Annotated in this window: 24 protein-coding genes and 1 pseudogene; 15 read left to right on the top strand and 10 right to left on the bottom strand. The window is 60.6% G+C overall.

From position 1 onward, the window contains the following. Positions 1 to 226: 226 nt before the first annotated feature. The 5 genes from FHX10_RS17950 (at position 227) to FHX10_RS17930 (ending at position 5309) form a co-directional block, all read left to right on the top strand. Positions 227 to 2350 carry a calcium-binding protein gene (locus FHX10_RS17950; RefSeq protein WP_184389980.1) on the top strand — a complete coding sequence of 708 codons (2124 nt, stop codon included), beginning with the start codon at positions 227 to 229 and terminating at the stop codon, positions 2348 to 2350. Between the two features lie 231 nt (positions 2351 to 2581). Then, positions 2582 to 2875 (top strand): hypothetical protein, encoded by a 294-nt coding sequence (locus FHX10_RS17945; RefSeq protein WP_047615435.1) that lies wholly within the window; start codon positions 2582 to 2584, stop codon positions 2873 to 2875. A gap of 40 nt (positions 2876 to 2915) precedes the next feature. Beyond that, on the top strand, positions 2916 to 3422 hold the full coding sequence (locus FHX10_RS17940) for a winged helix-turn-helix transcriptional regulator (protein ID WP_063475579.1): 507 nt from the start codon (positions 2916 to 2918) through the stop codon (positions 3420 to 3422). A gap of 12 nt (positions 3423 to 3434) precedes the next feature. After that, complete coding sequence (fabF, locus tag FHX10_RS17935) at positions 3435 to 4700, top strand: beta-ketoacyl-ACP synthase II (RefSeq protein ID WP_184389977.1); 1266 nt, start codon at positions 3435 to 3437, stop codon at positions 4698 to 4700. A gap of 180 nt (positions 4701 to 4880) precedes the next feature. Then, a complete protein-coding gene (locus tag FHX10_RS17930; RefSeq protein WP_047615141.1) occupies positions 4881 to 5309 on the top strand; it encodes a DUF4864 domain-containing protein in 429 nt (142 codons plus the stop codon). Positions 5310 to 5379: 70 nt separating this feature from the next. On the opposite strand, the gene tgt is transcribed toward FHX10_RS17930, so the two are convergent. From tgt to coaD, 5 genes are all read right to left on the bottom strand, one after another. Further along, on the bottom strand, positions 5380 to 6510 hold the full coding sequence (tgt, locus tag FHX10_RS17925; protein WP_028756881.1) for a tRNA guanosine(34) transglycosylase Tgt: 1131 nt from the start codon (positions 6508 to 6510) through the stop codon (positions 5380 to 5382). After that, positions 6511 to 7590 carry a tRNA preQ1(34) S-adenosylmethionine ribosyltransferase-isomerase QueA gene (gene queA, locus FHX10_RS17920; RefSeq protein WP_028756880.1) on the bottom strand — a complete coding sequence of 360 codons (1080 nt, stop codon included), beginning with the start codon at positions 7588 to 7590 and terminating at the stop codon, positions 6511 to 6513. A 72-nt stretch (positions 7591 to 7662) separates the two neighbouring features. Further along, positions 7663 to 8172 carry a peptidylprolyl isomerase gene (locus FHX10_RS17915; RefSeq protein WP_028756879.1) on the bottom strand — a complete coding sequence of 170 codons (510 nt, stop codon included), beginning with the start codon at positions 8170 to 8172 and terminating at the stop codon, positions 7663 to 7665. A 28-nt stretch (positions 8173 to 8200) separates the two neighbouring features. Continuing rightward, positions 8201 to 8773, bottom strand: coding sequence for a peptidylprolyl isomerase (locus tag FHX10_RS17910; RefSeq protein ID WP_028756878.1), 573 nt, complete (start codon positions 8771 to 8773; stop codon positions 8201 to 8203). A 58-nt stretch (positions 8774 to 8831) separates the two neighbouring features. Next, complete coding sequence (coaD, locus tag FHX10_RS17905) at positions 8832 to 9326, bottom strand: pantetheine-phosphate adenylyltransferase (RefSeq protein ID WP_184389975.1); 495 nt, start codon at positions 9324 to 9326, stop codon at positions 8832 to 8834. A gap of 253 nt (positions 9327 to 9579) precedes the next feature. On the opposite strand from coaD, the gene FHX10_RS35195 reads away from it, so the two are divergent. From FHX10_RS35195 to FHX10_RS35475, 3 genes are all read left to right on the top strand, one after another. Continuing rightward, the gene (locus FHX10_RS35195; RefSeq protein WP_244604870.1) at positions 9580 to 9750 is read left to right on the top strand and encodes a hypothetical protein; all 171 of its coding nucleotides are present in this window, start codon (positions 9580 to 9582) and stop codon (positions 9748 to 9750) included. 142 nt (positions 9751 to 9892) lie between these two features. Continuing rightward, a complete protein-coding gene (locus FHX10_RS17895; protein ID WP_164735989.1) occupies positions 9893 to 10048 on the top strand; it encodes a hypothetical protein in 156 nt (51 codons plus the stop codon). 36 nt (positions 10049 to 10084) lie between these two features. Further along, positions 10085 to 10219 (top strand): hypothetical protein, encoded by a 135-nt coding sequence (locus tag FHX10_RS35475; protein WP_018445350.1) that lies wholly within the window; start codon positions 10085 to 10087, stop codon positions 10217 to 10219. Positions 10220 to 10403: 184 nt separating this feature from the next. Here the strand turns inward: FHX10_RS35475 and gyrA are convergent, their stop codons facing one another. Continuing rightward, positions 10404 to 13226 (bottom strand): DNA gyrase subunit A, encoded by a 2823-nt coding sequence (gene gyrA, locus FHX10_RS17890; protein WP_184389972.1) that lies wholly within the window; start codon positions 13224 to 13226, stop codon positions 10404 to 10406. Between the two features lie 237 nt (positions 13227 to 13463). Between gyrA and FHX10_RS17885 the strand changes: the two genes are divergently transcribed. Beyond that, positions 13464 to 14111: a MarC family protein gene (locus tag FHX10_RS17885; protein WP_018242015.1), complete on the top strand. Its 648-nt coding sequence runs from the start codon at positions 13464 to 13466 to the stop codon at positions 14109 to 14111. 146 nt (positions 14112 to 14257) lie between these two features. Here the strand turns inward: FHX10_RS17885 and FHX10_RS17880 are convergent, their stop codons facing one another. Together FHX10_RS17880 and FHX10_RS17875 are read right to left on the bottom strand one after the other, a co-directional pair. Continuing rightward, positions 14258 to 14824 (bottom strand): DUF2569 family protein, encoded by a 567-nt coding sequence (locus FHX10_RS17880; RefSeq protein ID WP_025554956.1) that lies wholly within the window; start codon positions 14822 to 14824, stop codon positions 14258 to 14260. Between the two features lie 231 nt (positions 14825 to 15055). Then, complete coding sequence (locus tag FHX10_RS17875; RefSeq protein WP_025554957.1) at positions 15056 to 15574, bottom strand: single-stranded DNA-binding protein; 519 nt, start codon at positions 15572 to 15574, stop codon at positions 15056 to 15058. A 283-nt stretch (positions 15575 to 15857) separates the two neighbouring features. On the opposite strand from FHX10_RS17875, the gene uvrA reads away from it, so the two are divergent. The 3 genes and pseudogenes from uvrA (at position 15858) to FHX10_RS17860 (ending at position 20067) form a co-directional block, all read left to right on the top strand. After that, a complete protein-coding gene (gene uvrA / locus FHX10_RS17870) occupies positions 15858 to 18779 on the top strand; it encodes an excinuclease ABC subunit UvrA (RefSeq protein WP_063475577.1) in 2922 nt (973 codons plus the stop codon). Further along, positions 18776 to 19236, top strand: a pseudogene (locus FHX10_RS17865) (N-acetyltransferase family protein). Before uvrA ends, FHX10_RS17865 begins: the two are co-directional and overlap by 4 nt. A gap of 24 nt (positions 19237 to 19260) precedes the next feature. After that, positions 19261 to 20067 (top strand): DUF72 domain-containing protein, encoded by an 807-nt coding sequence (locus FHX10_RS17860; RefSeq protein WP_028756886.1) that lies wholly within the window; start codon positions 19261 to 19263, stop codon positions 20065 to 20067. 84 nt (positions 20068 to 20151) lie between these two features. Here the strand turns inward: FHX10_RS17860 and FHX10_RS17855 are convergent, their stop codons facing one another. Further along, entirely contained in the window at positions 20152 to 21624 is a 1473-nt protein-coding gene (locus tag FHX10_RS17855) for an NAD(P)H-hydrate dehydratase (protein WP_184389969.1), read from the bottom strand. Positions 21625 to 21967: 343 nt separating this feature from the next. Between FHX10_RS17855 and FHX10_RS17850 the strand changes: the two genes are divergently transcribed. From FHX10_RS17850 to hspQ, 3 genes are all read left to right on the top strand, one after another. Beyond that, positions 21968 to 22306, top strand: a complete 339-nt coding sequence (locus FHX10_RS17850; RefSeq protein WP_003539626.1) for a P-II family nitrogen regulator — start codon at positions 21968 to 21970, stop codon at positions 22304 to 22306. Positions 22307 to 22384: 78 nt separating this feature from the next. After that, positions 22385 to 23794: a type I glutamate--ammonia ligase gene (glnA, locus tag FHX10_RS17845; RefSeq protein WP_028756888.1), complete on the top strand. Its 1410-nt coding sequence runs from the start codon at positions 22385 to 22387 to the stop codon at positions 23792 to 23794. Positions 23795 to 24053: 259 nt separating this feature from the next. Beyond that, positions 24054 to 24383: a heat shock protein HspQ gene (gene hspQ / locus FHX10_RS17840; RefSeq protein WP_063475575.1), complete on the top strand. Its 330-nt coding sequence runs from the start codon at positions 24054 to 24056 to the stop codon at positions 24381 to 24383. 116 nt (positions 24384 to 24499) lie between these two features. Here hspQ and FHX10_RS17835 read toward each other — a convergent pair whose 3' ends face one another. Then, positions 24500 to 25159 carry an invasion associated locus B family protein gene (locus FHX10_RS17835; RefSeq protein ID WP_047615121.1) on the bottom strand — a complete coding sequence of 220 codons (660 nt, stop codon included), beginning with the start codon at positions 25157 to 25159 and terminating at the stop codon, positions 24500 to 24502. Between the last annotated feature and the right edge of the window lie 13 nt (positions 25160 to 25172).

Raw genomic sequence — 25172 nt, 5'->3', positions numbered from 1 at the left:
TCTGCCTATGGGCCGTCCCACTCGGGCATGATCAACCGGCCGGACGAAAAAATGCAAGCGCAGATTTCATAATAAATACAATCCGAAGCGAGCCACATTCGGGACAATATATCATGGATAACGAGTCATCGCCGCACGACCCTCCTCGTGTATTAAATCGAATTGGTTTCAACAAATGGGGATTCATTCCCATCGCCAATTCCCTCGTAAACCGGGAGAATAACTTATGGCTCAAGCCGTTAGAATAAACGATATTATTCGCTCCTTTGGAATTGATACGCATATCGACTACACCGACGGAAAATATTCCAATGTCGGAGAAGTTGTTAAAGCACTCGACTATCTTGGCCTTGATACAGTCCGCGATCACGCCCCCAACTCCGCTTCCGATCCCAACGGCCAAACGCATCTCGGCGACGCGGCCAAGGCCGGCGTGCAATTCGTCTTCAGCGCGCAGCGGGAAGTCGACCCCGCCACCGTGGTCCAGCGGCTGCATGATTTCGTGCAGGCCCATCCCGGATCGGTCGTCGGCATCGAAGGCCCGAACGAAGTCAATAACTGGCCGGTCAGCTATCACGGCCTGAGCGGCCAGGCCGCAGCGGTCGCCTATCAGAGGGACCTGTCTGCCGCCGTCAACGCCGATCCGTTGCTGAAGGACATCCCGGTCCTCAGCTTTACCGGATATACGGTCGCTTCCGCGTCCGACTACACGACGATCCACACCTATGCGAAGGATGGCGACCAGCCATATTCATGGCTTTCCCGAGAATCCGGCGTTCAGCGCGCTGCCGATCCGGGCAAGCCGCTTGCGATCACCGAGACCGGTTACCATACGTCGCTGACCGCCGACACCAATGGCGGCTGGGAAGGCGTCAACGAAGCGACGCAGGCAAAGCTCCTGCTCAATACGCTGATGGACGGCGCGGCACTCGGATCGAAAAACACGTTCATCTACGAATTGCTGGACGCCTATACCGATCCGCAGGGCACCAATCAGGAAAAGCATTTCGGCCTCTTTCATCTCGACTATTCGGCCAAGCCGGCTGCGACGGCGATCCACAATCTGACCGAAATCCTTGCGGATGACGGCGCTCAGAAGGCGAACTTCAGCGCCGGAGCGCTCAACTATTCGATCGACGGCCTGCCGTCCTCGGCCCGCAGCCTGCTCACGGAAAAATCGGACGGAAGCTATCAGATCATCCTCTGGAACGAGCCCGATATCTGGAACCAGTCCACCGATACGGCCATTCAGGCTGCAAATACAGCCGTCAAAGTCAATCTCGGCGCCGCCTTCGGCTCCGTGAAGGTCTTCGACCCGCTGACCGGGACGACGGCGATCAAAAGCCTCAGCAACGTCTCGTCCCTGACGGTTAATGTCGTCGATCATCCCGTAATCATCGACATCGAAGGCGGCACCACCAGCACGCCGCCGGCACCCAACCATATCTATGGCGGCACCGGCAACGACATATTCACCGTCAGCAACTCTGCTCAAATCGTCGACGAAAGCCGGGGCGGCGGGACGGATACCGTCATGTCGTCGATCAGCTTCAGCCTCAAGGATACGGCGCATACCATCGGAAACATCGAGAATCTGACACTGACCGGCACCGCCAATCTGAACGGCACCGGGAATGGCCTGGCGAATGTTCTCACCGGCAATTCCGGCAACAATATTCTTGACGGAAGCACTGGTGCCGACCGCATGTCGGGGCACGGCGGCAACGACACCTATGTGATCGACAATAAAGGCGACTTTGCCGATGAAGCCAGTGGATCCGGCAAGGACAGCGTCCGGTCGGCAATCTCCTTCAGCCTGGTCGATCAGGCGCATACATCGGGAACGATCGAAAACCTTGCCTTGACCGGAACGGCCAATCTCAGCGCGACGGGCAACAACACGTCCAACGTGCTGACCGGCAACGACGGCAGCAACAGTCTCAACGGCGGCAAGGGGGCCGACCAGATGAGCGGCGGACTCGGCAACGACAAGCTGATCGGCAAAGCCGGCGCAGACATTCTGACCGGCGGCGGAGGGGCCGATTCCTTCGTTTTCGACGTTAAGCCCGACAATGTGAGCATCGACAAGATCCGGGATTTCTCCTCGGCGGCCGGCGACAAGCTGCTACTCGACCATTCGATTTTCGCCGCACTCAGCCTATCGAGATTTTCGGATGAGAATTTCGTCGTCGGCACCAAAGCACTCGAAGCTGACGATAGACTGATCTACGACCAGACCAGCGGCATTCTATCCTTTGATGCGGATGGAAGTGCCGCGGGTGCGGCAATCCATGTGGCCGATCTCGACAATTCCCCGGCGCTTCAATTCAAGGATTTCATGCTGATCTGACCCGGCCAGGTCCGTCGCTATTCGGCGGCGGGCTGCAGCACCACTTATGTTTCTAAAGCGCGTCGCGATCTTTCAACGTCGCGCCTCGCGCTTTAGCTCTTGGTTTTTACGCATGTCGTTGCCGCAAAAACCGCTGCACGCTTTTGTGCGACATGCTTAGCCTCCTCTTGCCGGCATAACATTCCCGGCCACATTCCTCCGTCAATGCCACTCGCAGCACCGGAGAAGCCTTTGCCCTGGATCGCCTATATCGCCCATTTCATCGCCGCGGCCTTTCTGACCAATGGCATCCCGCATTTCGTCAACGGCGTCAGCGGCCGGCCCTTCCGCACTCCATTCGCAAAGCTCGGTTCGCCGACAGCCAATGTCGTCTGGGGCTGGGTCAATTTCCTCATCGCCTTCCTGCTCTTTGCCAATATCGGGCCGCTTTATATCGGCTCGCCAGGCGATACGATCTTCGTGGCAGTCGGTATGCTCGTCACCGGCATCGTGCTCGCCCGGATTTTCGAGCGCGAGTCCCGATAGTAACTTGCATTATGATAGTCACTAATGTAGTGACATCGCCATGCAGCGAACAAGCTTCAGCGATTTCAAATGCCCGGCGGCACGCGCGCTCGACAGCGTCGGTGACTGGTGGAGCATCTTGATCCTGCGCGACGCCTTCCAAGGACTGTCGCGCTTCGACGAATTCCAGAAGAGCCTCGGCGTGGCGCCGAACATCCTGGCGCGGCGGCTGAAACACCTGACGGATCAGGACCTGTTTGAACGGCGGCTCTACCAGCAGCGCCCTGCCCGCTACGAATATCGGCTGACGGAAAAGGGCCGCGATTTCTTTCCCGTCCTGATGACGCTGTTTTCCTGGGGAAGCCGGCATATTCCGGAAGGGGACCTCGCCTTTCTCTTGGGCGATGCCGCGTCCGGCAAAGAGCGCGAGACCGTGCTGGTCGACGCGCGCACCGGCGAACAGGTGACACCCGAAAACACCAGCCTGCTTGCAGGCCCCGCCGCCGATGACGAGGTGCACGCGCGGATCGCCCGCATGCGCGCCTGGTATCTCGGCATCGACGCATAGAAGGAGAACAGAATGGACCGCATCGTTGTCACCGGCATGGGACTTGTCTCGCCACTCGGCACCGGCATCGAGCCCGCCTGGAAGCGCCTTCTCGACGGAGGTTCGGGGCTGCGGGTATTGGCGGAAGACATCGTCGGCGAGCTAGCGGCCAAGGTCGGCGGTATCGTTCCCGGCATAACCGAGGATGCGCAAGCCGGCTTCGATCCCGACCGATACATCACGCCCAAGGACCAGAAGAAGATGGACCGCTTCATCCATTTCGCCATGGCGGCGACGGAGGAAGCGGTCAAGCAGGCCGGCTGGATGCCGACCGACGAAGGCGAGCGTGAACGCACCGCGACCATCATCGCGTCGGGCGTCGGCGGCTTTCCGGCGATCGCCGAAGCAGTACGGATCGGCGAGACGCGCGGCGTCCGACGCCTGTCGCCCTTCACCGTGCCCTCCTTTCTCGTCAACCTCGCCGCCGGCCAGGTCAGCATCCGCTACGGCTTCAAGGGGCCGCTCGGCGCTCCGGTGACGGCGTGCGCCGCCAGCGTCCAGGCAATCGGCGATGCGGCGCGGCTGATCCGCTCCGGCGAGGCGGATGTGGCGATTTGCGGTGGCGCCGAGGCCTGTATCGACAAGGTGAGCCTCGGCGGCTTTGCCGCCGCACGCGCCCTTTCCACCGGCTTCAACGAAACGCCGGAGCTGGCGTCGCGGCCCTTCGACACGGCGCGAGACGGTTTCATCATGGGCGAAGGCGCCGGCATTCTGGTCATCGAAACGTTGGAGCACGCACTTGCCCGCGGCGCCACACCGCTCGCCGAACTCGTCGGCTACGGCACGGCGGCGGACGCCTACCATATGACCTCAGGCCCTGAAGACGGCGACGGTGCGCGACGGGCGATGGAGGCGGCGCTCTGCCAAGCGAAGATTTCCGCTTCCGACGTCAAACACCTGAACGCGCATGCGACCTCGACACCCGTCGGTGACAGGGGCGAGATCGCAGCGATCGGCACGGTCTTCGGCCGCAATGGCGGCATTGCCGTCAGCGCGACGAAATCGGCGACCGGCCACCTGCTCGGGGCTGCCGGCGGGCTGGAGGCGATCTTCACCATCCTGGCGCTGCGCGACCAGATCGCGCCGCCGACCCGCAACCTGGATGAGGCTGATCCGGCCGCCGACGGCATCGATATCGTCGGCAAGACGGCGCGGCCGCTCACCATGGACTATGCCATCACCAATGGTTTCGGCTTCGGTGGAGTGAACGCCAGCGCCCTCTTCCGGCGCTGGTCGTAAAGTCTGTTTTGCTTGCGGTAGGCCGGTTCAGTTTTCATGGAAGCACAGAACCGCTCTCATTTTTTGTTTTACGCAATTCCGGACGCAAACCGCTGCGCACTTTTGCTGGCATTGCTTTGGAAATCGCCTACACTTCAGCTCTATCGGGGATTATTCTCCGATAGAGCTGGAGATCAACCCATGCGCGCCTTCTTCGCAGTTCTTATTCTGTGTGCCGCGTCCCTCCTCTCCATCGTCTCGGCCCGCGCCGAAGACCCGATCGACACGACGCGGACGATGATCGAGGAACAGATCAAGGCCTTCCTCAAGGACGATGCCGAGACCGCCTATTCCTTCGCCGCTCCCGGCATCAGGGCGATGTATCCCGACAAGAACCTGTTCTTCGCCATGGTAAAGAAGAGCTACGAGCCGGTCTATCATCCCGGCAACTACGCCTTCGGCCGCAGCCGCTCGATCGACAACGGCGCGCTGATCTATCACGAAGTACTGATTTCAGGCCGCGATGGCAAAGACTGGACGGCGATCTACCAGATCACCCGCCAGCCGGATGGCAGCTACCGGATCAACGGCGTGCAGATCATCCCAGATGCGGACAGCAAGGGTATTTGATCCCGATCGATCCAACCTCCTTGGATTGGATCAAACAGGTTCGATCGAGATCAAACAGGTTTGATCGGGATCACACGGGCTGGAGATCGCCTCTTGCCCATTCCTCCTGCGTTTCCGCCATGAAATCGGCGAAGCGGCCTTCGGCGATCGCCTTGCGGATGCCCTGCATCAGTTCCTGGTAATAGGCGAGGTTGTTCCAGGAGAGCAGCATGCCGCCGAGCGCCTCGTTGGAGCGGACGAGATGGTGCAGATAGGCACGCGAATAATCGCGTGAGGCCGGACAATTCGACTGTTCGTCGAGCGGGCGCATATCCTCGGCATGGCGGGCATTGCGGATGTTGACCTTGCCGCGGCGGGTAAAGGCCAGGCCATGGCGGCCGGAGCGAGTGGGCATGACGCAGTCGAACATGTCGATGCCGCGCGCAACCGATTTCAGAATATCATCCGGCGTGCCGACACCCATGAGGTAACGCGGCTTTTCCAGAGGAAGGACCGGCAGTGTCGTTTCCAGCATCTGCAGCATGACATCCTGCGGCTCGCCGACGGCGAGGCCGCCGATCGCATAGCCCTTGAGGTCGAGCTGGCTCAACGCCTCGGCCGAACGGATACGCAGCGCCGGGATGTCGCCGCCCTGGACGATGCCGAACATCGCCTTGCCGGGCTGCTCGCCGAAGGCCACCCGGCAGCGTTCGGCCCAGCGCAGCGACATTTCCATGGCGCGCTCAATCTCTTTCGCCTCGGCCGGCAGCGCCACGCATTCATCGAGCTGCATCTGGATGTCGGAGCCGAGCAGCCCCTGGATTTCTATGGAGCGCTCCGGCGACATGTGGTGCAGGCTGCCGTCGACATGCGATTTGAAGGTGACGCCCTGCTCGTCGAGCTTGCGCAGGCCGGACAGCGACATGACCTGGAACCCGCCGGAGTCCGTCAGGATCGGATGTTCCCAACGGATGAGCTTATGCAGGCCGCCAAGGCGGGCGACGCGCTCGGCCGTCGGGCGCAGCATCAGGTGATAGGTATTGCCGAGGATGATGTCAGCGCCGGTCTCCCGCACCTGGTCGAGATACATGGCTTTGACCGTACCGACGGTGCCGACCGGCATGAAGGCCGGCGTGCGGATCTCGCCGCGCGGCATGGAGATCTTGCCGAGGCGGGCGCCGGCATCGGTCTTGTCAAGCGTGAATTGGAAGCGGTCGGTCATCTAATCTTTCCGGAAGAGAAGGCTGGCATCGCCATAGGAATAGAAGCGGTAGCCCGTCTGGATGGCGTGGTCATAGGCGGCGCGCATAGTGTCGAGGCCTGAAAAGGCCGAGACCAGCATGAAGAGCGTCGAACGCGGCAGGTGGAAATTGGTCATCAGCATGTCGACGGCCTTGAAGCGGTAACCCGGCGTGATGAAAATGCCGGTGGCGCCGCTCCAGGCGCGAATTTCGCCACTGTCTTGCGTCGCGCTCTCGATCAGCCGCAGTGAGGTGGTGCCGACGCAAATGATGCGTCCCCCTCTTTGCTTTACGGCGTTCAGCCGGGCGGCGGTTTCGGCGCCGACATAACCGCTTTCGAGATGCATTTTGTGATCGGCGGTATCATCGGCCTTGACGGGCAGGAAGGTGCCGGCCCCGACATGCAGCGTCACGAAATGGCGTTCGACACCGGCCTTGTCGAGCGCCTCGAACAAAGCGGGTGTAAAATGCAGGCCGGCCGTGGGGGCTGCGACAGCGCCCTCCTCCCGCGCATAGATGGTCTGATAGTCGGCGCGATCGCGTTCATCCTCCGGCCGCTTGGCGGCGATATAGGGCGGCAGCGGTATGTGACCGACGCTGGCAATCGCTTCGTCCAGTGCGGGGCCTGAGAGATCGAAGGCCAGTGTCACTTCGCCGGCCTCGCCCTTTTCTTCCACCGTCGCGTCAAGCGAGCCGATCATGCAGCTTTCGCCGCTATGGCCGAAGGCGATGCGGTCGCCTTCCTTGATGCGCTTGCCGGGCTTGGCGAAAGCCTTCCATTTGTTGGCGCCGATACGCATGTGCAGCGTCGCCGACACCTGCTGGCCGCCAGCACCCTCTCGATGGCGAATGCCCTCGAGCTGGGCCGGAATAACCTTGGTGTCGTTGAAGACGAGCGCGTCACCGGGCCGCAGAAAAGACGGCAGATCGCCGACGCGATAATCCCGGATGGTTTCCACATTCGGATCGACGACGAGCAGCCGCGCGCTGTCGCGCGGCTCGGCGGGCCGCAACGCGATGCGTTCATCAGGCAGGTCGAAATCGAAAAGGTCTACGCGCATCAGGGCACTTTCAGGCAAAGCGAAACCCGCCCCACGCTTTCGCGCAAGGGCGGGTTTCAGCAGAAATCACAATCAGACGTCGGCGGCAACCCGCATGGAGACGATCGAGTCCGGATCGGAAACCGGCTCGCCGCGCTTGATCTTGTCGACGTTGTCCATGCCTTCGATGACCTGGCCCCAGACGGAATACTGCTTGTTCAGCCACGGCGCGTCGGTAAAGCAGATGAAGAACTGAGAGTTGGCCGAGTTCGGGTTCTGCGAACGGGCCATCGAGCAGGTACCGCGCGTATGGGTGGTTGCCGAGAATTCTGCCTTCAGATCCGGCTTGGAGGAGCCGCCCATGCCGGCGCGGCTGGGGTTGAAGGTTTCCGAGCCCTTCTTGCCGAATTCGACATCGCCCGTCTGGGCCATGAAATCCTGGATGACGCGGTGAAAGACGACGCCGTCATAGGCCTTCTCGCGGGCGAGTTCCTTGATGCGGGCGACATGTTCCGGGGCGACCTGCGGCAAAAGCTGAATGACAACCTTGCCCTTGGTGGTTTCCAGAATGATGGTGTTTTCGGGATCCTTGATCTCGGCCATTGCCTTCTCCTCTTGTTTCTCTCGTAACTTACTTCTTGCCCAGGGTGACCTTGATCATCCGGTCGGGACTTTTGACTTCGCCGTTCTGGCCTTCGCCGCGCTTGATCTTGTCGACATTCTCCATACCGGAAACGACCTTGCCGACGACGGTGTACTGGCCGTTCAGGAAGGAACCGTCGGCGAACATGATGAAGAACTGCGAATTGGCGGAATTCGGATCCTGCGAACGGGCCATGCCGACCGTGCCGCGCACGAACGGGGTCTTGGAGAATTCAGCCGGAATGTCAGGCAGATCGGAAGAGCCGGTGCCGGCGAGGCTCGCATCGAAGCCCTTTTCCATATTGCCGTATTTGACGTCGCCGGTCTGAGCCATGAAACCGTCGATCACGCGGTGGAATGCGACGTTGTCGTATTCGCCCTTCTTTGCCAGTGCTTCGATCTGGGCGACATGCTTCGGCGCCACCTCAGGCATCAACTGAATGACGACGGGGCCGTTCTTCAGCTGGATGGTGAGATAGTGATCGGCCGACTGGGCGAAGGCATCTCCGGCGAAGGAGGCGAGATACAGCACGCCGGCAAATGCGAGATAAAAGAGTTTCATATGAGCTCCATTGCGGCGGGTTCCGCCTGGTCTTTGCGCTTGCTAGTCTTTGTTCTTACTAGTTTGGGCGCTTGGATGTGAGGGCTTGCAAGACGGCGGCCGGCACGAAAGCGCTGACATCGCCGCCCATGGCGGCGATCTGGCGGACCAATGTGGCGGTTATGGGCCGCGAGGCCGTGCCCGCCGGCAAAAAGATGGTCTGGATATCGGGCGCCATCGTCCGATTCATTCCGGCCATCTGCATTTCGTAATCAAGGTCGGTGCCGTCGCGAAGACCGCGGATCAACAGTGTTGCTTCATGGGTGCGGGCGGCATCGACGACCAGATTGTCGAAGGCGACGACGGTGATGTCACCGGTCTTGCCGGGCAGCGCTTCAGCCAGCGAACGGCGGATCAGCTCAGCTCTCTCTTCGAAGGAGAAGAGCGGCGCCTTGCCGGGATGGATGCCGATCGCGACGATCACCTTTTCGGCGACGTTCAGCGCCTGGACCAGAACATCCACATGCCCATTGGTGATCGGGTCGAAAGACCCAGGATAGAAAGCTGTCGTCATGTGACCAGACCGTTGATTTGACGCCTTTTGTCACGGATGCCGCTCTGCCGCAAGTGATTTGGGCAGGTCCGGCGAGAGTGCCGCACGTCCATCCGGACACGCCAAGGACGTTCTATCATTTTGAATTGGCAGGCGGTTGAACGGCGGATGAATGGTCCGTTCAAGGCCGTTTCAGACAGGATCTGCTTTACTCGGATCATCAAATTCAGCCGATGCCATTCCGGCATCCGGCGCTCCCTGAAAGACCAAGTCCATGCTGATCGTGCTTGTTGCACTTGCCGTCGTTTCCTCCCTCGCCGCCGAGATGGCCTATGGCTATTTCGCCGATCGATATGAGGTGAGCTGGGTGCGGCCGGAGCTTGCCGAACATGCGGCGATCGTGCGCGCCCAGGGCCGGCTGCGCGAAAACGGGCTTCGAATCTGAACGCCAGATGAACGAGACATTCAAGGAGGCTTCAGATCGCCATTGGTAAACACCCCCTCAACATCCGCGGAACCATTTTCAAACGGATGCGTTCATTCAACCGACCCCATAGATGCGATCAGCGCGGCAGGAAGGACTAAAGATGCCCGGTAAGATTACGATGATTAACCTGCTCTGGATGGTAATGGTCACGGGCATGCTGACCGCAACCGTCGCTCTCTATGATCAGAAGGTCGATACGTCCAAGGTTTATGGTCCCTATGCTTCGGCCCGGACGGCCGTGCTGGGCCAGTACTGAGGGGCGAGAACGCAACTCCCCAGGAAAGGAATGCCTATGTTCACGATCTTGACAGTGCTCACCGCCCTCATCAGCGTGATGTTCATCGTGTCCGTGGCCTCGACGATCTCAGCGCTTCGGCGTGAAGGCGAAGAGGTGAAAGCTCTGAACGAAAAACATAGAGCATTCTGACCTTCCTCTCTGACCACCCACTTCCCACCCTCGAGCGGCACCCTTCCGTCGCCAGGGCCATTCAAAGCCGGATGCACCCAGCATCCGGCTTTTTCTTTGGGTATGATCTGAACCATCCCCGGACTTGAAAAGAAATGGGCGCTTGAAAAGAAATGGGCGGCTCGAAGCCGCCCCCTTCATGTGATCATTCCGCGGCAGGCCCGGCCGGATCGCCATCGGCAACCGGGCCTTGATCGGTGGCGCCTTCATCGGTCGCAGGGGCGCCTTCGGCGACCTCGACAGCCTCCTCCGTCTCGTCTTCCTCCGGCTCGCTGATGCGCTCGACCGAAACAACCTTCTCGTCCTTGGCGGTGGAGAAGATGGTGACGCCCTTGGTGGCGCGGCTGGCGATGCGGATGCCGCCGACCGGCACGCGGATCAGTTGGCCACGATCGGAGACCAGCATGATCTGGTCGCCGTCATCAACAGGGAAGGCCGCGACCTGTTCGCCGATCTCGCCGGTTTTCGACGTATCGGTGGCGCGGATGCCCTTGCCGCCGCGGCCGGAGATGCGGAAATCATAGGAGGACGAACGCTTGCCGAAGCCTTTTTCCGAGACCGTCAACACGAACTGCTCGCGTGCCTTCAGCTCTTCATAACGCTCGTCGGAAAGCTGCCCCTCTTCGGTGACTTCTTCGCCAACCAGCGCAATATCCTCTTCATCCACGCCCGTCGCCCGACGTTCGGTCGCGGAACGCTTGAGATAGGCAGCACGCTCCCACGGCTCGGCATCGACATGACCGACGATCGTCATCGAGATGATGCGGTCGCCATCGCCGAGATTGATGCCGCGCACACCTATCGAGTTGCGGCCGGCAAAGACGCGGACGTCGTCGACGGAGAAGCGGATGCACTGACCGAGCGCCGTCGTCAGCAGCACGTCATCCTGATCCGTGCAGGTCTCGACGGAGAGGATTTCGTCGCCCTCCTCCTCGAGCTTCATGGCGATCTTGCCGTTGCGGTTGACCTGGACGAAGTCCGACAGCTTGTTGCGGCGAACCGTGCCGCGCGTCGTCGAGAACATGACGTCGAGATTGTCCCAGCTCGTCTCGTCCTCGGGCAAGGGCAGGATGGTGGTGATACGCTCGCCGGGGGCGAGCGGCAGCATGTTGATCAGCGCCTTGCCGCGCGAGGTCGGCGTGCCGATCGGCAGGCGCCAGACCTTTTCCTTGTAGACGATGCCACGCGAAGAGAAGAACAGGACCGGCGTATGGGTATTGACTACGAACAGCCGGCTAACGAAATCCTCGTCGCGGGTGGTCATGCCGGAGCGGCCCTTGCCGCCGCGGCGCTGGGCGCGGTAGGTGGTCAGCGGCACGCGCTTGATGTAACCGAGATGGGAGACGGTGACGACCATGTCTTCGCGGGCGATCAGATCCTCGTCGTCCATTTCGAGGCCGCCATCGACGATCTCGGTGCGGCGCGGCGTGCCGAACTCGTCGCGGACGGCGGTGAGTTCATCCTTGACGATGGTCTGGATGCGGACGCGCGAAGAAAGAATATCGAGGTAATCCTTGATTTCGTCGCCGATCTTGTTGAGTTCGTCGCCGATTTCGTCGCGGCCGAGGGCCGTCAGGCGGGCAAGGCGCAGTTCGAGGATGGCGCGGGCCTGTTCCTCGGAGAGATTGTAGGTCAGGTCGTCGTTGATGCGATGGCGTGGATCGTCGATCAGACGGATCAGGCTTTCGACATCTGCCGCCGGCCAGCGGCGGGTCATCAGCTCTTCGCGGGCCGACTGCGGATCGGGCGCCTGGCGGATGACGCGGATGACCTCGTCGATATTGGCGACGGCAATGGCGAGACCGACCAACACATGGGCGCGGTCGCGCGCCTTGCGCAGCAGAAATTTCGTTCTCCGGCTAACGACTTCTTCGCGGAAGGAGACGAAAGCGCGCAGCATATCGAGCAGCGTCAGCTGCTCGGGCTTGCCGCCGTTCAGCGCCACCATGTTGCAGCCGAAGGACGTCTGCAGCGGCGTGTAACGATAGAGCTGGTTGAGGATGACCTCGGCATTGGCGTCGCGCTTCAGCTCGACGACGACGCGATAACCCTGGCGGTCGGATTCGTCGCGCAGATCGGAGATGCCTTCGATGCGCTTGTCGCGCACCAGTTCGGCCATCTTCTCGATCATCGTCGCCTTGTTCACCTGATAGGGAATCTCGGTGATGATGATCTGCTCGCGGTCGCCGCGCATCGGCTCGATGGCGGCGACGCCGCGCATGATGACGGAGCCGCGGCCGGTCTCGTAAGCCGAGCGGATGCCGGCACGGCCGAGGATCTTCGCACCCGTCGGGAAGTCGGGGCCAGGGATGATCTGCATCAGTTCCGGCAGCTCGATTGCCGGGTCGTCGATCAGCGCGATGCAGCCGTCGATGACTTCAGAGAGATTGTGCGGCGGGATGTTCGTCGCCATGCCGACAGCGATGCCACCGGCGCCGTTAACGAGCAGGTTGGGAAACTTGGCGGGCACCACGACCGGCTCGGAGAGCGTGCCGTCGTAGTTGTCGCGGAAGTCGACGGTTTCCTTGTCGAGATCGTCGAGCAGCGAATGGGCAGCCTTTTCGAGGCGGCATTCGGTGTAACGTTCAGCCGCCGGCGGATCGCCATCGACCGAGCCGAAATTGCCCTGGCCGTCGATCAGCGGCAGACGCAGCGACCAGGGCTGCGCCATGCGGGCGAGCGCATCATAGATCGCAGTATTGCCGTGCGGATGGTATTTACCCATCACGTCACCGGTGACGCGGGCGCATTTGACGTATTTCTTGTTCCAGTCGATGCCGAGCTCGGACATGCCGTAGAGGATGCGCCGGTGCACGGGCTTCAGGCCGTCGCGCACGTCGGGCAGCGCGCGGCTGACGATGACGCTCATGGCGTAATCGAGATACGACCGCTGCATTTCCTCCATGATGGAGATGGGCTCGATGCCTGGCGGGAGCTTCCCGCCGCCGGGGGGTGTTTGCTCAGTCAAAACAGATCACGATCTCTTCTAGAATCACTTGAAGATTTATAGCGGAAAGCCTGTTCCCACGCCAATTTTCACAGCGCGTTTTGAACAGGCTTTTGCGGCTTAAAGAGGGTAAAACACATAAGTTGCGCGGCCGGACCGGACAAATCCGCCCCCGGCCGCCGCGGGAAATTTGCCAAATCGGAATCCCCGCTTCACAATCATAAAAACCAAGTGACTATATGGGGTTCCGGAGAGACGATGGCAAGCGCCGACCAATTGATCAACGCCTTCACGACGCTGCTCGTCACCATCGATCCGCCCGGTCTCGCACCGATCTTTCTAGGCCTGACGACAGGCATGAGCCGCAGTGAGCGCACACAGGTAGCGCTGCGTGGCTCGACCATCGCCTTCATCATTCTCGCCGTCTTCGCGCTGTTCGGCGCCGGCGTGCTCAGCGTGCTGGGGATTTCGATCGGCGCCTTCCGCATCGCCGGCGGGCTGCTCTTGTTCTGGATCGCCTTCGAGATGGTGTTCGAGAAGCGCCAGGACCGCAAGGAGAAGGCCACCGAGGTGGCGATCACCAAGGATCATATCGAAAATATCGCCGTCTTTCCCCTCGCCTTGCCGCTGATTGCCGGCCCGGGCGCGATCTCGGCGACGATCCTGCTTGCTGGAACGCTCGCCACCTCCGTCGGAAAAGCGCAACTGATCGGCGTTCTTGCTGCCAATCTGCTGCTGACCTTCCTCATGCTGCTCGTCGCCGAACGGCTGGACCGTTTCCTCGGCGTCACCGGCCGGGCGATCCTGACACGGCTTCTCGGCGTCATCCTCGCCGCCCTCGCCGCCCAGTTCGTCGTCGATGGCGCGAAATCGGCGCTCAATCTGATCAGCGCGACGCCGCATTGAGCGGTAAAAAATCACAGAGAGCACTGACGCCGTCTTTGGGACATCATGCTCCGAAGCACCGCCACCCGTGGGACCACCGGTCGGAACGGAAAAACAGAACATGGAGTGTAAACTGAAGGAGAGACAACGGATCAAATCGTCGCCTTCTACGAGAATATCTCGTGCTGAACGCGGGCTTGGTGGCTAAACGTGTTCCGAACCCTTACGGATTTGGACACGTACCACACCCACAAACCGGTGACGATGAACGCAGCTACGCTCGGTCCAACAACCTCGGCTTTCAGAAGTTGATTAACACTGACCCCCAGCACAGAGGAAACAAGTGCAAGATCGAGCACGAAGGCGACTGGGATGGCTATCCATTGATAGAAAAACAGCCTTGGAAACATTCTGTCCTTCTTAAACATAAACCAGATTACCACCACCTGAAGTATCACAAGGGCAAAACTTAAGGCCGCCTCGCCAACAGCCACCAATTCACCTCCTTCGACAGCACTATATTTAGCGTAAGTTTCCATCGAGCTCGCAACAGAAGCTAGTGTCTTAAGTAGCCCCATGACCTCTGCTATTGCTAAAAGCAGAAGCCACCCGCCGAAACCCGATGGACCGTTGACTGGGTCAGTTGTTCTCTTAGCTGATCGAACAGCAAACCAAATTGGCAATCCAAAAAATAGAAAAACGATTAACCAATGCCAAATAGAAAACGACCCCATCAGCGAATCCCCCGAAAGCCTGAAAAGATCACTACCCCGGATACAGTGATTCCGTCTATTCCCGACACCAGTTCTGACTGATCACAGCGCTTTTAAGTCGGCGACCATCTGGAACCAAGAAAATCACGCATAAGACCATTTGGCGACCCGCCGAACCGAGCCCGAGGGCAAAGAGGCCGGACAATTCCAGCATGCTCTTCCCGTGATTCTCCGAGGTCGGCGTACCTCACTTTAGAACGGGATATCGTCGTCGAGATCCCGCGAGAAATTGCCGCCGCCAGCGCCGCCGCGGCTCGGGGATGAAGAGGGAGCCGGCGCGCCGTAGTCGTCGCCATAATCATTGCCGCCGCTGCTGCCGCGGCCGCCGCCGAAACCGGAGCTGGCACCGCCGCCTTCACCGCGGCCATCGAGCATCGTCAGCGTCGAATTGAAGCCCTGCAGCACCACTTCGGTGCTGTAGCGGTCCTGGCCCTGCTGGTCCTGCCACTTGCGGGTCTGCAGCTGGCCTTCGATATAAAGCTTGGCGCCCTTCTTCACATATTGTTCGACAACCTTGCAGAGGCCTTCGTTGAAGACGACGACAGTATGCCATTCGGTCTTTTCACGGCGCTCGCCGGAATTGCGGTCGCGCCAGGTCTCCGAGGTCGCGATACGAAGATTGGCGATCGGCCGGCCATCCTGAGTGCGGCGGATTTCGGGGTCTGCACCCACGTTTCCAACCAGAATTACCTTATTCACGCTACCAGCCATACTTCTCACCCTGCCTGCCGCCCTGCCCGGCGGCGTTTAATCGATCGGCGCACCTTAAACCATCACGGACCGCCGATGCGCATGGGCGGCATTTAATCCACATGTTTATCCATCAGAAAGCCGCATGCATTCATCAGGAATTTTGTTCTTTATTTGTTCTAGTTTATCCGTATGATCCTGTCAACAGAATCGAAAACCTTGAGCCTTCCCGGATATTCAGCCTCGACTCGCCCGTCGGCATCACTAAATAAGGGCTGTTATCCAGAAAACCAAAGCAGAGACGATGAGCGAACTGAAGACGATCTCCATCCGCGGCGCGCGCGAGCATAATCTCAAGAGCATCGATCTCGATCTGCCGCGTAACAAGCTGATCGTCATGACCGGGCTTTCGGGGTCCGGCAAATCCTCGCTCGCCTTCGACACGATCTACGCCGAAGGCCAGCGGCGTTATGTCGAGAGCCTGTCGGCCTATGCCCGGCAGTTCCTCGAAATGATGCAGAAGCCCGACGTCGACCAGATCGACGGGCTGTCGCCGGCGATCTCGATCGAGCAGAAGACCACCTCGCGCAATCCGCGCTCGACGGTCGGCACCGTCACCGAGATCTACGACTATATGCGCCTGCTCTTTGCCCGCGTCGGCGTTCCCTATTCGCCGGCGACCGGCCTGCCGATCGAGAGCCAGACCGTCAGCCAGATGGTCGACCGCATCCTCGATTTCGGCGAGGGCACCCGTCTTTATATTCTTGCGCCGCTCGTGCGCGGACGCAAGGGCGAATACAAGAAGGAACTGGCGGAGCTGATGAAGAAGGGCTTCCAGCGCGTCAAGGTCGACGGCCAGTTCTACGAGATCGCCGAGGCGCCGGTGCTCGACAAGAAATACAAGCATGACATCGACGTGGTGGTCGACCGCATCGTCGTGCGCTCGGATGTCTCGGCGCGTCTGGCGGACAGCCTGGAGACCTGCCTGAAGCTTGCCGACGGGCTGGCGGTCGCCGAATTCGCCGACAAGCCGCTGCCGCCGGAAGAGACGTCGGCCGGCGGCTCGGCCAACAAGTCGCTGAACGAGACGCATGAACGCGTGCTGTTTTCGGAGAAGTTCGCCTGCCCTGTCTCGGGCTTCACCATTCCCGAGATCGAGCCGCGGCTGTTTTCCTTCAACAATCCCTTCGGCGCCTGCCCGACCTGCGACGGCCTCGGCGCCCAGCAGAAAATCGATCCGGACCTGATCGTGCCCGAACCCGAACGGACGCTGCGCGACGGGGCGATCGCGCCCTGGGCGAAGTCGACCTCGCCCTATTACAATCAGACGCTGGAAGCGCTCGGCAAACATTACGGCTTCAAGCTCGGCACCCGCTGGAACGAGCTTTCCGACGAGGCCAAGGACGTTATCCTCAACGGCACCAACGACAAGATCGAATTCCATTATGCCGATGGCGCCCGTTCCTACACGACGCAGAAGAATTTCGAGGGCATCATCACCAATCTCGAGCGCCGCTGGAAGGAGACCGATTCCGCCTGGGCGCGCGAGGATATCGAGCGCTTCATGTCGGCCGCCCCATGCCCTTCCTGCAACGGATTCCGCCTGAAGCCTGAGGCCTTGGCGGTGAAGATCGACACGCTGCATATCGGCGAAGTGACCGGGATGTCGATCCGCGTCGCCCGCGACTGGTTCGAGGCGCTGCCGGCAAGCTTCAATGCCAAGCAGAACGAGATCGCCGTGCGCATCCTCAAGGAAATCCGCGACCGCCTGCGCTTCCTCAACGATGTCGGCCTGGAATATCTCAGCCTGTCGCGCAATTCCGGCACGCTGTCGGGCGGCGAGAGCCAACGCATCCGGCTTGCCTCGCAGATCGGCTCAGGGCTGACAGGCGTGCTCTACGTGCTCGACGAGCCGTCGATCGGCCTGCATCAGCGAGACAATGCCCGGCTGCTCGACACGCTGAAGCACCTGCGCGACATCGGCAACACCGTCATCGTCGTCGAACATGACGAGGATGCGATCCTGACGGCCGACGACGTGGTCGACATCGGCCCGGCTGCCGGCATTCACGGCGGCCAGGTCATCGCCCATGGCACACCGCAGGACATCATGGACAGTCCGAACTCGCTGACCGGCAAATATCTCTCGGGCGAACTCGGCGTTCCCGTTCCCGATGAACGCCGCAAGCCGAAAAAGGGCCGCGAGATCAAGGTGGTCGGCGCGCGCGGCAACAATCTGAAGAACGTCACGGCATCGATCCCGCTCGGGGTGTTCACGGCGGTGACCGGTGTTTCCGGCGGCGGCAAGTCCACCTTCCTGATCGAAACGCTCTATAAGTCGGCAGCGCGCCGCGTCATGGGCGCACGTGAAAACCCGGCCGATCACGATCGCATCGACGGTTTCGAGCATATCGACAAGGTGATCGACATCGACCAGTCGCCGATCGGCCGCACGCCGCGCTCGAACCCGGCGACCTATACCGGCGCCTTCACGCCGATCCGCGACTGGTTCGCCGGCCTGCCGGAGGCAAAGGCCCGCGGCTACCAGCCGGGCCGCTTCTCCTTCAACGTCAAGGGCGGACGCTGCGAGGCCTGCCAGGGCGACGGCGTCATCAAGATCGAGATGCACTTCCTGCCCGATGTCTACGTCACCTGCGACGTCTGCCATGGCAAGCGTTACAACAGAGAGACGCTCGACGTCACCTTCAAGCACAAGTCGATCGCCGACGTGCTCGACATGACGGTGGAGGAAGGCGTCGATTTCTTCGCGGCGGTGCCCGCCGTGCGCGACAAGCTGCAATCGCTGAAGGATGTCGGCCTCGGTTACATCAAGGTCGGCCAGCAGGCCAATACGCTCTCGGGCGGCGAGGCGCAGCGTGTCAAGCTTGCCAAGGAGCTGTCGAAACGCTCGACGGGACGCACGCTCTACATTCTCGACGAGCCGACGACCGGCCTGCATTTCCACGACGTGGCCAAGCTGCTCGAAATGCTGCACGAACTGGTCAACCAGGGCAATTCGGTGGTGGTGATCGAGCACAATCTCGAAGTCATCAAGACCGCCGACTGGGTGCTCGATTTCGGCCCCGAAGGCGGCGATGGCGGCGGCGAGATCGTCGCGACCGGCACGCCGGAAGCGATCGTCAAGGAAAAGCGCTCCTATACCGGACACTTCCTGAAGGAATTGCTGGAACGGCGGCCGGCGAAGAAGGCGGTTGCGGCGGAATGACGATGAGGCCAGCGTCGCCCGATGATCTGGAAATGATCGCGACGCTGACAGCTGCCGCCTATCGGCCCTATACCGAACTCTTCGGCGCTGCGCCGATCCCGGTGACGGAGGATTACGCGCCGCGCATCGAACGCGGCGAGGTCTGGCTGCGCGAGGTCGGCGACGAAACGGCCGGCCTGGTGGTGGTCGAGCAGCATTCCGATCACCTCATGCTGTTCAGCATCGCGGTCTCGCCGGCCTTTCAGGGCGGCGGGCACGGTTGGCGATGCTGCGCTGGCTGGAGGGCAAGGCGCGGGAATGGGCAGTGCCGGAAATCCGGCTCTACACGAATGCGCGGATGGAGCGGAACATCGCGCTCTATCGCGCCTTCGGTTTTCAGGAAACGGGTCGTCGGCCGAGCCCTTATCGGCCAGGATGGACGCTCGTCGACATGACGAAAGAAATCGATGCGGCCTGAGCGGCTGCCAACGGGGAGGACGACATGACGAAATCCGGCACTATCCGCACCGGCATCGGCGGCTGGACCTTCGAGCCCTGGCGCGGGCATTTCTTTCCTGATGACCTGAAACAGAAAGACGAGCTGAATTATGCCAGCCGCCAGCTGAAGGTCATCGAGGTCAACGGCACCTATTACAGCACCCAGAAGCCTGCAGTCTTCGCCAAATGGGCGGCAGACGTGCCCGATGGCTTCATCTTTTCGCTGAAGGCGACGCGTTTCGTCACCAATCGGCGGGTGCTTGCCGAAGCCGGTGAATCGATGGAGCGGTTCCTGACATCGGGTATCAGCGAACTCGGCGATCATCTTGGGCCGCTGCTCTGGCAATTTGCACCGACGAAGAAGTTCGATCCGGAAGATTTCGAGGCCTTCCTGAAGCTGCTGCCGGCAAAACAGGACGGGCTGGCGCTGCGCCACGTGGTCGAGGTGCGGCACGATTCCTTCAAGGTGCCGGAATTCGTGGGCCTGCTGGCGAAATATGGGGTGGCGCCTGTTTGTGCCGAACATTTCGAATATCCGATGATCGCCGACGTCACGGCGGATTTCGTCTATGCCAGGCTGCAGAAGGGATCGGACGACATTGCCACCTGCTATCCGGACAAGGAGCTGAAGGCCTGGGCAAAGCGACTGGAGACCTGGGCCGAAGGCAAGATCCCCGATGACCTGCCGCTGATCGATGCCGATCGCAAAGTGAAGACCGAGCCGCGCGACGTCTTCGCCTTCATGATCCATGAGGGCAAAGTCAATGCGCCACACGGAGCGATCGCCCTGCAGCAAGCGCTGGCGAAATAAGCTTGGTGAGACTTGGCCCGGGGCTCAAAGCACCGGCGGCCCGAAGCTAACGCATCGCGGCCCGAAGCTGAAGCATCGTGCGGGCTAAAGCGGCAAGACGTGGGCGGCAAGCTCCTCCGCCGTCAACCCCTTGCCGGCGCGTTGGCCGGCCTCGCCATGCAGCCAGACGCCGGCCGCCGCGGCCTCGAAGGTCGGCAAGCCCTGGGCGAGCAATCCGCCGATGATGCCGGCGAGCACATCGCCGGAACCGGCGGTGGCAAGCCAGACCGGGGCATTGGTATTGATGAGCGCACGTCCATCCGGCGCGGCGATGACAGTATCGGCCCCCTTGTAAACGATCGCTGCATTGGCGCGGCGGGCAGCAGCGACAGCCTTGTCCACCTTGCCGAGCGCATCATCGCTGCCGATATCGGGAAAGAGCCGCGCGAATTCACCCTCGTGCGGCGTCAGCACCAGACGCGGCTCACCGCGGAAAAGATCAAACAATTGTTGCGGATCGTCCTTGAACGAGGAAATGCCGTCGGCATCGAGTACCAGATGGCGATCGGCAAGAGCGGAGACGAAGCCGCGCGCCCTGGCGCCGATGCCAAACCCGGGGCCGAGAACGAAAGTCTGCAGCCGCTTGTCGGTGAGCCAGCCGCCGAGGTCGACCTCGTCGTCGATGGCATGCAGCATGACGGCGGTGAGATGCGCCGCATTGGCGGAGATCGCCGCGCGGGGAGCGGCGATCGTCACCAGGCCGGCGCCGGCCTTCAGGCCCGCGGTCGCCGACATGCGCGCAGCACCCGTCTTGTCCGCCTCGCCCGAGAACACGACCAGATGACCGCGCTTGTATTTGTGGGTTTCGAGCTGCTCGGCCGGCAGCAGACCCTTCCAGGCATCGGGCGTGTTCTCGGCGATAAGACCGGCAGCCTCAGCGCGGATGATGCGGGTCGGAATGCCGATATCGAAAACCTCCAATTCATTACAAAGCTCCCGGCCCGGCATCAGCAGATGGCCGGGCTTACGCGTCATGAAGGTGACGGTGCTGCAGGCCTGGAAGGCAGCCCCCAGCACCTTGCCGGTGCGGCCATCGAGGCCGGAGGGCAGATCGATGGCGAGCACCGGACGACCGGCCGCGGTGACGCGTCCGATCAGCGCGCGCACTTCGACCGGGACCTCGCGGCCGAGCCCCGCCCCAAACAGACCGTCGATAACGACATCGCCGGTTTCGGGTTGGTAGATGCCGAGTTCCAGTCCCTTAAGCGCGCAGCCGGCTCGGGCACGGGCGGCATCGCCCTTCAGCTTCGCGGGATCACCCAGATGGAACAGCGCCACCGCCGCTCCGCTTTGCTGCAGATGTCGTGCCGCGACATAGGCGTCGCCGCCATTGTTGCCGGGACCGCAAAGCACGACGAAACGAAAAGCGTCGGGATGACGTCGCAGCGCGGCAGCTGCAACCGCGGCACCCGCCTTCTCCATCAGGCCGAAGGAATCGATGCCGGAGGCGGCAGCGGCGGCATCGACGGCAGCCATTTCGGCAGGCGTCAGGAGGAGCTGGGACAGATCTTTACTCATCACCCTATTCAATCGAAAAACGCCTAAAAAACAACCGCCTGAAACATCAAAGCGAAGGACGCATTTTAGGCATTTGCTTATATTTTAATCTTCCAGATTCGTGTATTCGCAGTTGCGAAAATACCTGGCTTTTTCGGTTTCGGATGTGTTTTTGATCAGAGACAATGTTTTTTCACCTGTTCCGTCACCAAAACGACATGAAATTCCCCGCAAACGCGGCTGTTTCGACAAAATCGACGCCTTTTTTCGATAAGATGGATTTCAAACTGGCACGATATCTGCATCATATCCGGCGAGCGGGAAAATTCCTGCCATAACGGGAGAAGCGGAGAGACATTTTCTCATGAAAAAGATCGAAGCGATCATTAAGCCTTTCAAGCTGGACGAAGTGAAGGAAGCCCTTCAGGAAGTCGGCCTGCAGGGTATCACAGTCACGGAAGCCAAGGGTTTCGGCCGTCAGAAGGGCCACACGGAACTCTACCGCGGAGCCGAATACGTCGTCGATTTCCTGCCGAAGGTAAAAGTCGAGGTCGTGCTGGCCGACGAGAACGCGGAGGCCGTCATCGACGCGATCCGCAAGGCGGCGCAGACCGGCCGCATCGGCGACGGAAAGATCTTCGTCTCCAACGTCGAAGAGGTTATCCGCATCCGTACCGGCGAGACCGGCATCGATGCCATCTGACCACTTTGCCAATTGCGCAAAGTCCGTTACCGTCACCGCCGACCTACACCGTCATCGCAAATCGGAGGAAACTAATTAATGGCGACCGCAAGCGAAATTCTGAAGCAGATCAAGGAAAACGACGTCAAGTTCGTCGATCTGCGTTTCACCGACCCGAAGGGCAAGCTGCAGCATGTGACGATGGACGTCGTCTGCGTCGACGAGGACATGTTCGCCGACGGCGTGATGTTCGACGGCTCCTCGATCGGCGGCTGGAAGGCCATCAACGAGTCCGACATGGTGCTGATGCCCGATACCGAGACGGTGCATATGGACCCGTTCTTCGCTCAGTCGACCATGGTCATCATGTGCGATATCCTCGATCCGGTTTCCGGCGAGGCCTATAACCGCGATCCGCGCGGCACCGCCAAGAAGGCCGAAGCCTACCTCAAGGCATCCGGCATCGGCGACACGATCTTCGTCGGCCCGGAAGCCGAGTTCTTCGTCTTCGACGACGTCAAGTACAAGGCCGATCCCTACAATACCGGCTTCAAGCTCGATTCGACCGAACTGCCGTCGAACGACGACACCGATTACGAAACCGGCAACCTCGGCCATCGCCCGCGCGTCAAGGGCGGCTATTTCCCGGTTCCTCCGGTCGACAGCGCCCAGGACATGCGTTCGGAAATGCTGACGGTGCTCTCCGAGATGGGCGTCGTCGTCGAAAAGCATCACCATGAAGTCGCTGCCGCCCAGCACGAACTCGGCATCAAGTTCGATACGCTGGTGCGCAACGCCGACAAGATGCAGATCTACAAATATGTCGTGCATCAGGTGGCCAATGCCTACGGCAAGACGGCGACCTTCATGCCGAAGCCGATCTTCGGCGACAACGGCTCGGGCATGCACGTGCACCAGTCGATCTGGAAGGGTGGCAAGCCGACCTTTGCCGGCGACGAATATGCAGGCCTCTCCGAGAGTTGCCTGTTCTACATCGGTGGCATCATCAAGCATGCCAAGGCGATCAACGCTTTCACCAACCCGTCGACGAACTCCTACAAGCGTCTCGTCCCGGGTTACGAAGCACCGGTGCTGCTCGCCTATTCGGCCCGCAACCGCTCGGCCTCCTGCCGCATTCCGTTCGGCTCCAACCCGAAGGCCAAGCGCGTCGAAGTCCGTTTCCCGGATCCGACCGCCAACCCCTATCTCGCCTTCGCCGCTATGCTGATGGCCGGCCTCGACGGCATCAAGAACAAGATCCATCCCGGCAAGGCCATGGACAAGGATCTCTACGACCTGCCGCCGAAGGAATTGAAGAAGATCCCGACCGTCTGCGGTTCACTGCGCGAAGCGCTCGAAAGCCTGGACAAGGACCGCAAGTTCCTGACAGCCGGCGGCGTTTTCGACGACGACCAGATCGATGCCTTCATCGAACTGAAGATGGCCGAGGTGATGCGTTTCGAAATGACGCCGCATCCGGTCGAATACGACATGTACTATTCAGCCTGATCGGCTGCGAAGACCGAAAGTCCCGGTTCGCCGGGGCTTTCACCTCCCAGGTCATGGACGCCACCACAGCGCCGCGCGGCTTTGAGACGCGCAAAAGACGCTGTAGCACTTGGAGTGCTGCATAATTTTGTCCTTAAATCGATTCCGATCTAAGGAATTATGCAGTAGGAGGATATGACGTTCATGTGACGAACTCGCGCACAAATCTTGATTTGCGCGACACCAATCACCAAATTCGGTGATGAAAGGAAGTCGTACCATGAAAGAAAGAGTAGCAAAGTTCAGCATTGGCGAAGTGGTTCGGCACAAGGTTTTTCCGTTTCGCGGCGTCATCTTCGACGTTGATCCGGAGTTCGCGAATACGGAGGAATGGTGGAATTCCATTCCGGCCGAGGTGCGCCCGAGCAGGGACCAACCCTTCTATCACCTGCTCGCCGAAAATGATGAAAGCGAATATGTCGCTTATGTCTCCGAGCAGAACCTGATGAATGACGAAAGCGGCGCGCCGCTTCGCAACCCACAGATCTACCAGATTTTCGATCAGGCCCCGTCAGGGCAGTTCAAACCCAAGATGAGCTTCGCCCACTAAATCAGGCTGACCGACCGCAGGAAACAAGGCCTCGCACACTCCCGGCGAGGCCTTTTTCGTGGCGCAACAAAAAACCCGGCGCGAAGCCGGGTTTCTGTTCAAAGATGATGGCAGGATTACTGCGCCTTGGCTGCCTTCTGGGCGTCTTCCAGCTTCTTGCGAGCTTCCTCGGCCTTCTTCTGCATGCTGTCCTGCAGGCTGCGCTGGCTTTCAGCGAGCTTGGATTCCGAAACGGGTTCGCCGTCATAAGCGCCGGTGAAGCCTTCAAGCGAAATCTTGATCGGGTTCGGGGCGCGGCGGAAGTTGATCGAGGTGAAGATCACGTCGCTGCCCTTCTTGAGGCTGGCGATCATCGCGTCGGTCAGCGGGATTTCGGCGGTGCACTTATCCGGCAGGCAGACAGCGTAGTCGAGCTTCTGGCCCTTGCCGCCGTCGATCTGCATGATGATGCCCGGAGGAATCAGGCGTGCGGTGGGAACCGAGACCTGCAGGAGCTTGCGGTTGATCTTGCCGGAAACCGAGATCAGGCCGACGGCCGTGACGAGCTGGCCGCCATTGGCGAGGATCAGGTTCTGGACAACGCAGATGTCGTTGTCTTCCTGCTTGCTGCAGGTCTTGTACCAGCCGAGCTTCGGCGCACCGGAGGCCTGCGCATCGGCAGGCGCCGGTGCGGCCGCATCCTGGGCAAAGGAGGAGACCGGAGCCGAAGCGGCACCGAACATCACTGCCAGAACGGACAGTGCTGCCCGCATTTTCTTTTCAGACTTGAACATCATAACGAATTCCGTC

Origin of the sequence: Rhizobium sp. BK591 (genome assembly GCF_014195045.1) — a bacterium.
In the GTDB taxonomy this organism is placed as follows: Bacteria; Pseudomonadota; Alphaproteobacteria; order Rhizobiales; family Rhizobiaceae; genus Rhizobium; species Rhizobium anhuiense.
Note: the sequence above shows the minus strand (reverse complement) of the source record. Positions and strands in the feature narration are given on the sequence as shown.

Coding starts and splice junctions, on each gene's coding strand:
- FHX10_RS17950 (WP_184389980.1), top strand. CDS start 227: ATGGCTCAAGCCGTTAGAATAAACGATATTATTCGCTCCTTTGGAATT.
- FHX10_RS17940 (WP_063475579.1), top strand. CDS start 2,916: ATGCAGCGAACAAGCTTCAGCGATTTCAAATGCCCGGCGGCACGCGCG.
- fabF (WP_184389977.1), top strand. CDS start 3,435: ATGGACCGCATCGTTGTCACCGGCATGGGACTTGTCTCGCCACTCGGC.
- FHX10_RS17930 (WP_047615141.1), top strand. CDS start 4,881: ATGCGCGCCTTCTTCGCAGTTCTTATTCTGTGTGCCGCGTCCCTCCTC.
- tgt (WP_028756881.1), bottom strand. CDS start 6,510: ATGACCGACCGCTTCCAATTCACGCTTGACAAGACCGATGCCGGCGCC.
- queA (WP_028756880.1), bottom strand. CDS start 7,590: ATGCGCGTAGACCTTTTCGATTTCGACCTGCCTGATGAACGCATCGCG.
- FHX10_RS17915 (WP_028756879.1), bottom strand. CDS start 8,172: ATGGCCGAGATCAAGGATCCCGAAAACACCATCATTCTGGAAACCACC.
- FHX10_RS17910 (WP_028756878.1), bottom strand. CDS start 8,773: ATGAAACTCTTTTATCTCGCATTTGCCGGCGTGCTGTATCTCGCCTCC.
- coaD (WP_184389975.1), bottom strand. CDS start 9,326: ATGACGACAGCTTTCTATCCTGGGTCTTTCGACCCGATCACCAATGGG.
- FHX10_RS35195 (WP_244604870.1), top strand. CDS start 9,580: ATGCTGATCGTGCTTGTTGCACTTGCCGTCGTTTCCTCCCTCGCCGCC.
- FHX10_RS17895 (WP_164735989.1), top strand. CDS start 9,893: ATGCCCGGTAAGATTACGATGATTAACCTGCTCTGGATGGTAATGGTC.
- FHX10_RS35475 (WP_018445350.1), top strand. CDS start 10,085: ATGTTCACGATCTTGACAGTGCTCACCGCCCTCATCAGCGTGATGTTC.
- FHX10_RS17885 (WP_018242015.1), top strand. CDS start 13,464: ATGGCAAGCGCCGACCAATTGATCAACGCCTTCACGACGCTGCTCGTC.
- FHX10_RS17880 (WP_025554956.1), bottom strand. CDS start 14,824: ATGGGGTCGTTTTCTATTTGGCATTGGTTAATCGTTTTTCTATTTTTT.
- FHX10_RS17875 (WP_025554957.1), bottom strand. CDS start 15,574: ATGGCTGGTAGCGTGAATAAGGTAATTCTGGTTGGAAACGTGGGTGCA.
- uvrA (WP_063475577.1), top strand. CDS start 15,858: ATGAGCGAACTGAAGACGATCTCCATCCGCGGCGCGCGCGAGCATAAT.
- FHX10_RS17860 (WP_028756886.1), top strand. CDS start 19,261: ATGACGAAATCCGGCACTATCCGCACCGGCATCGGCGGCTGGACCTTC.
- FHX10_RS17855 (WP_184389969.1), bottom strand. CDS start 21,624: ATGAGTAAAGATCTGTCCCAGCTCCTCCTGACGCCTGCCGAAATGGCT.
- FHX10_RS17850 (WP_003539626.1), top strand. CDS start 21,968: ATGAAAAAGATCGAAGCGATCATTAAGCCTTTCAAGCTGGACGAAGTG.
- glnA (WP_028756888.1), top strand. CDS start 22,385: ATGGCGACCGCAAGCGAAATTCTGAAGCAGATCAAGGAAAACGACGTC.
- hspQ (WP_063475575.1), top strand. CDS start 24,054: ATGAAAGAAAGAGTAGCAAAGTTCAGCATTGGCGAAGTGGTTCGGCAC.
- FHX10_RS17835 (WP_047615121.1), bottom strand. CDS start 25,159: ATGATGTTCAAGTCTGAAAAGAAAATGCGGGCAGCACTGTCCGTTCTG.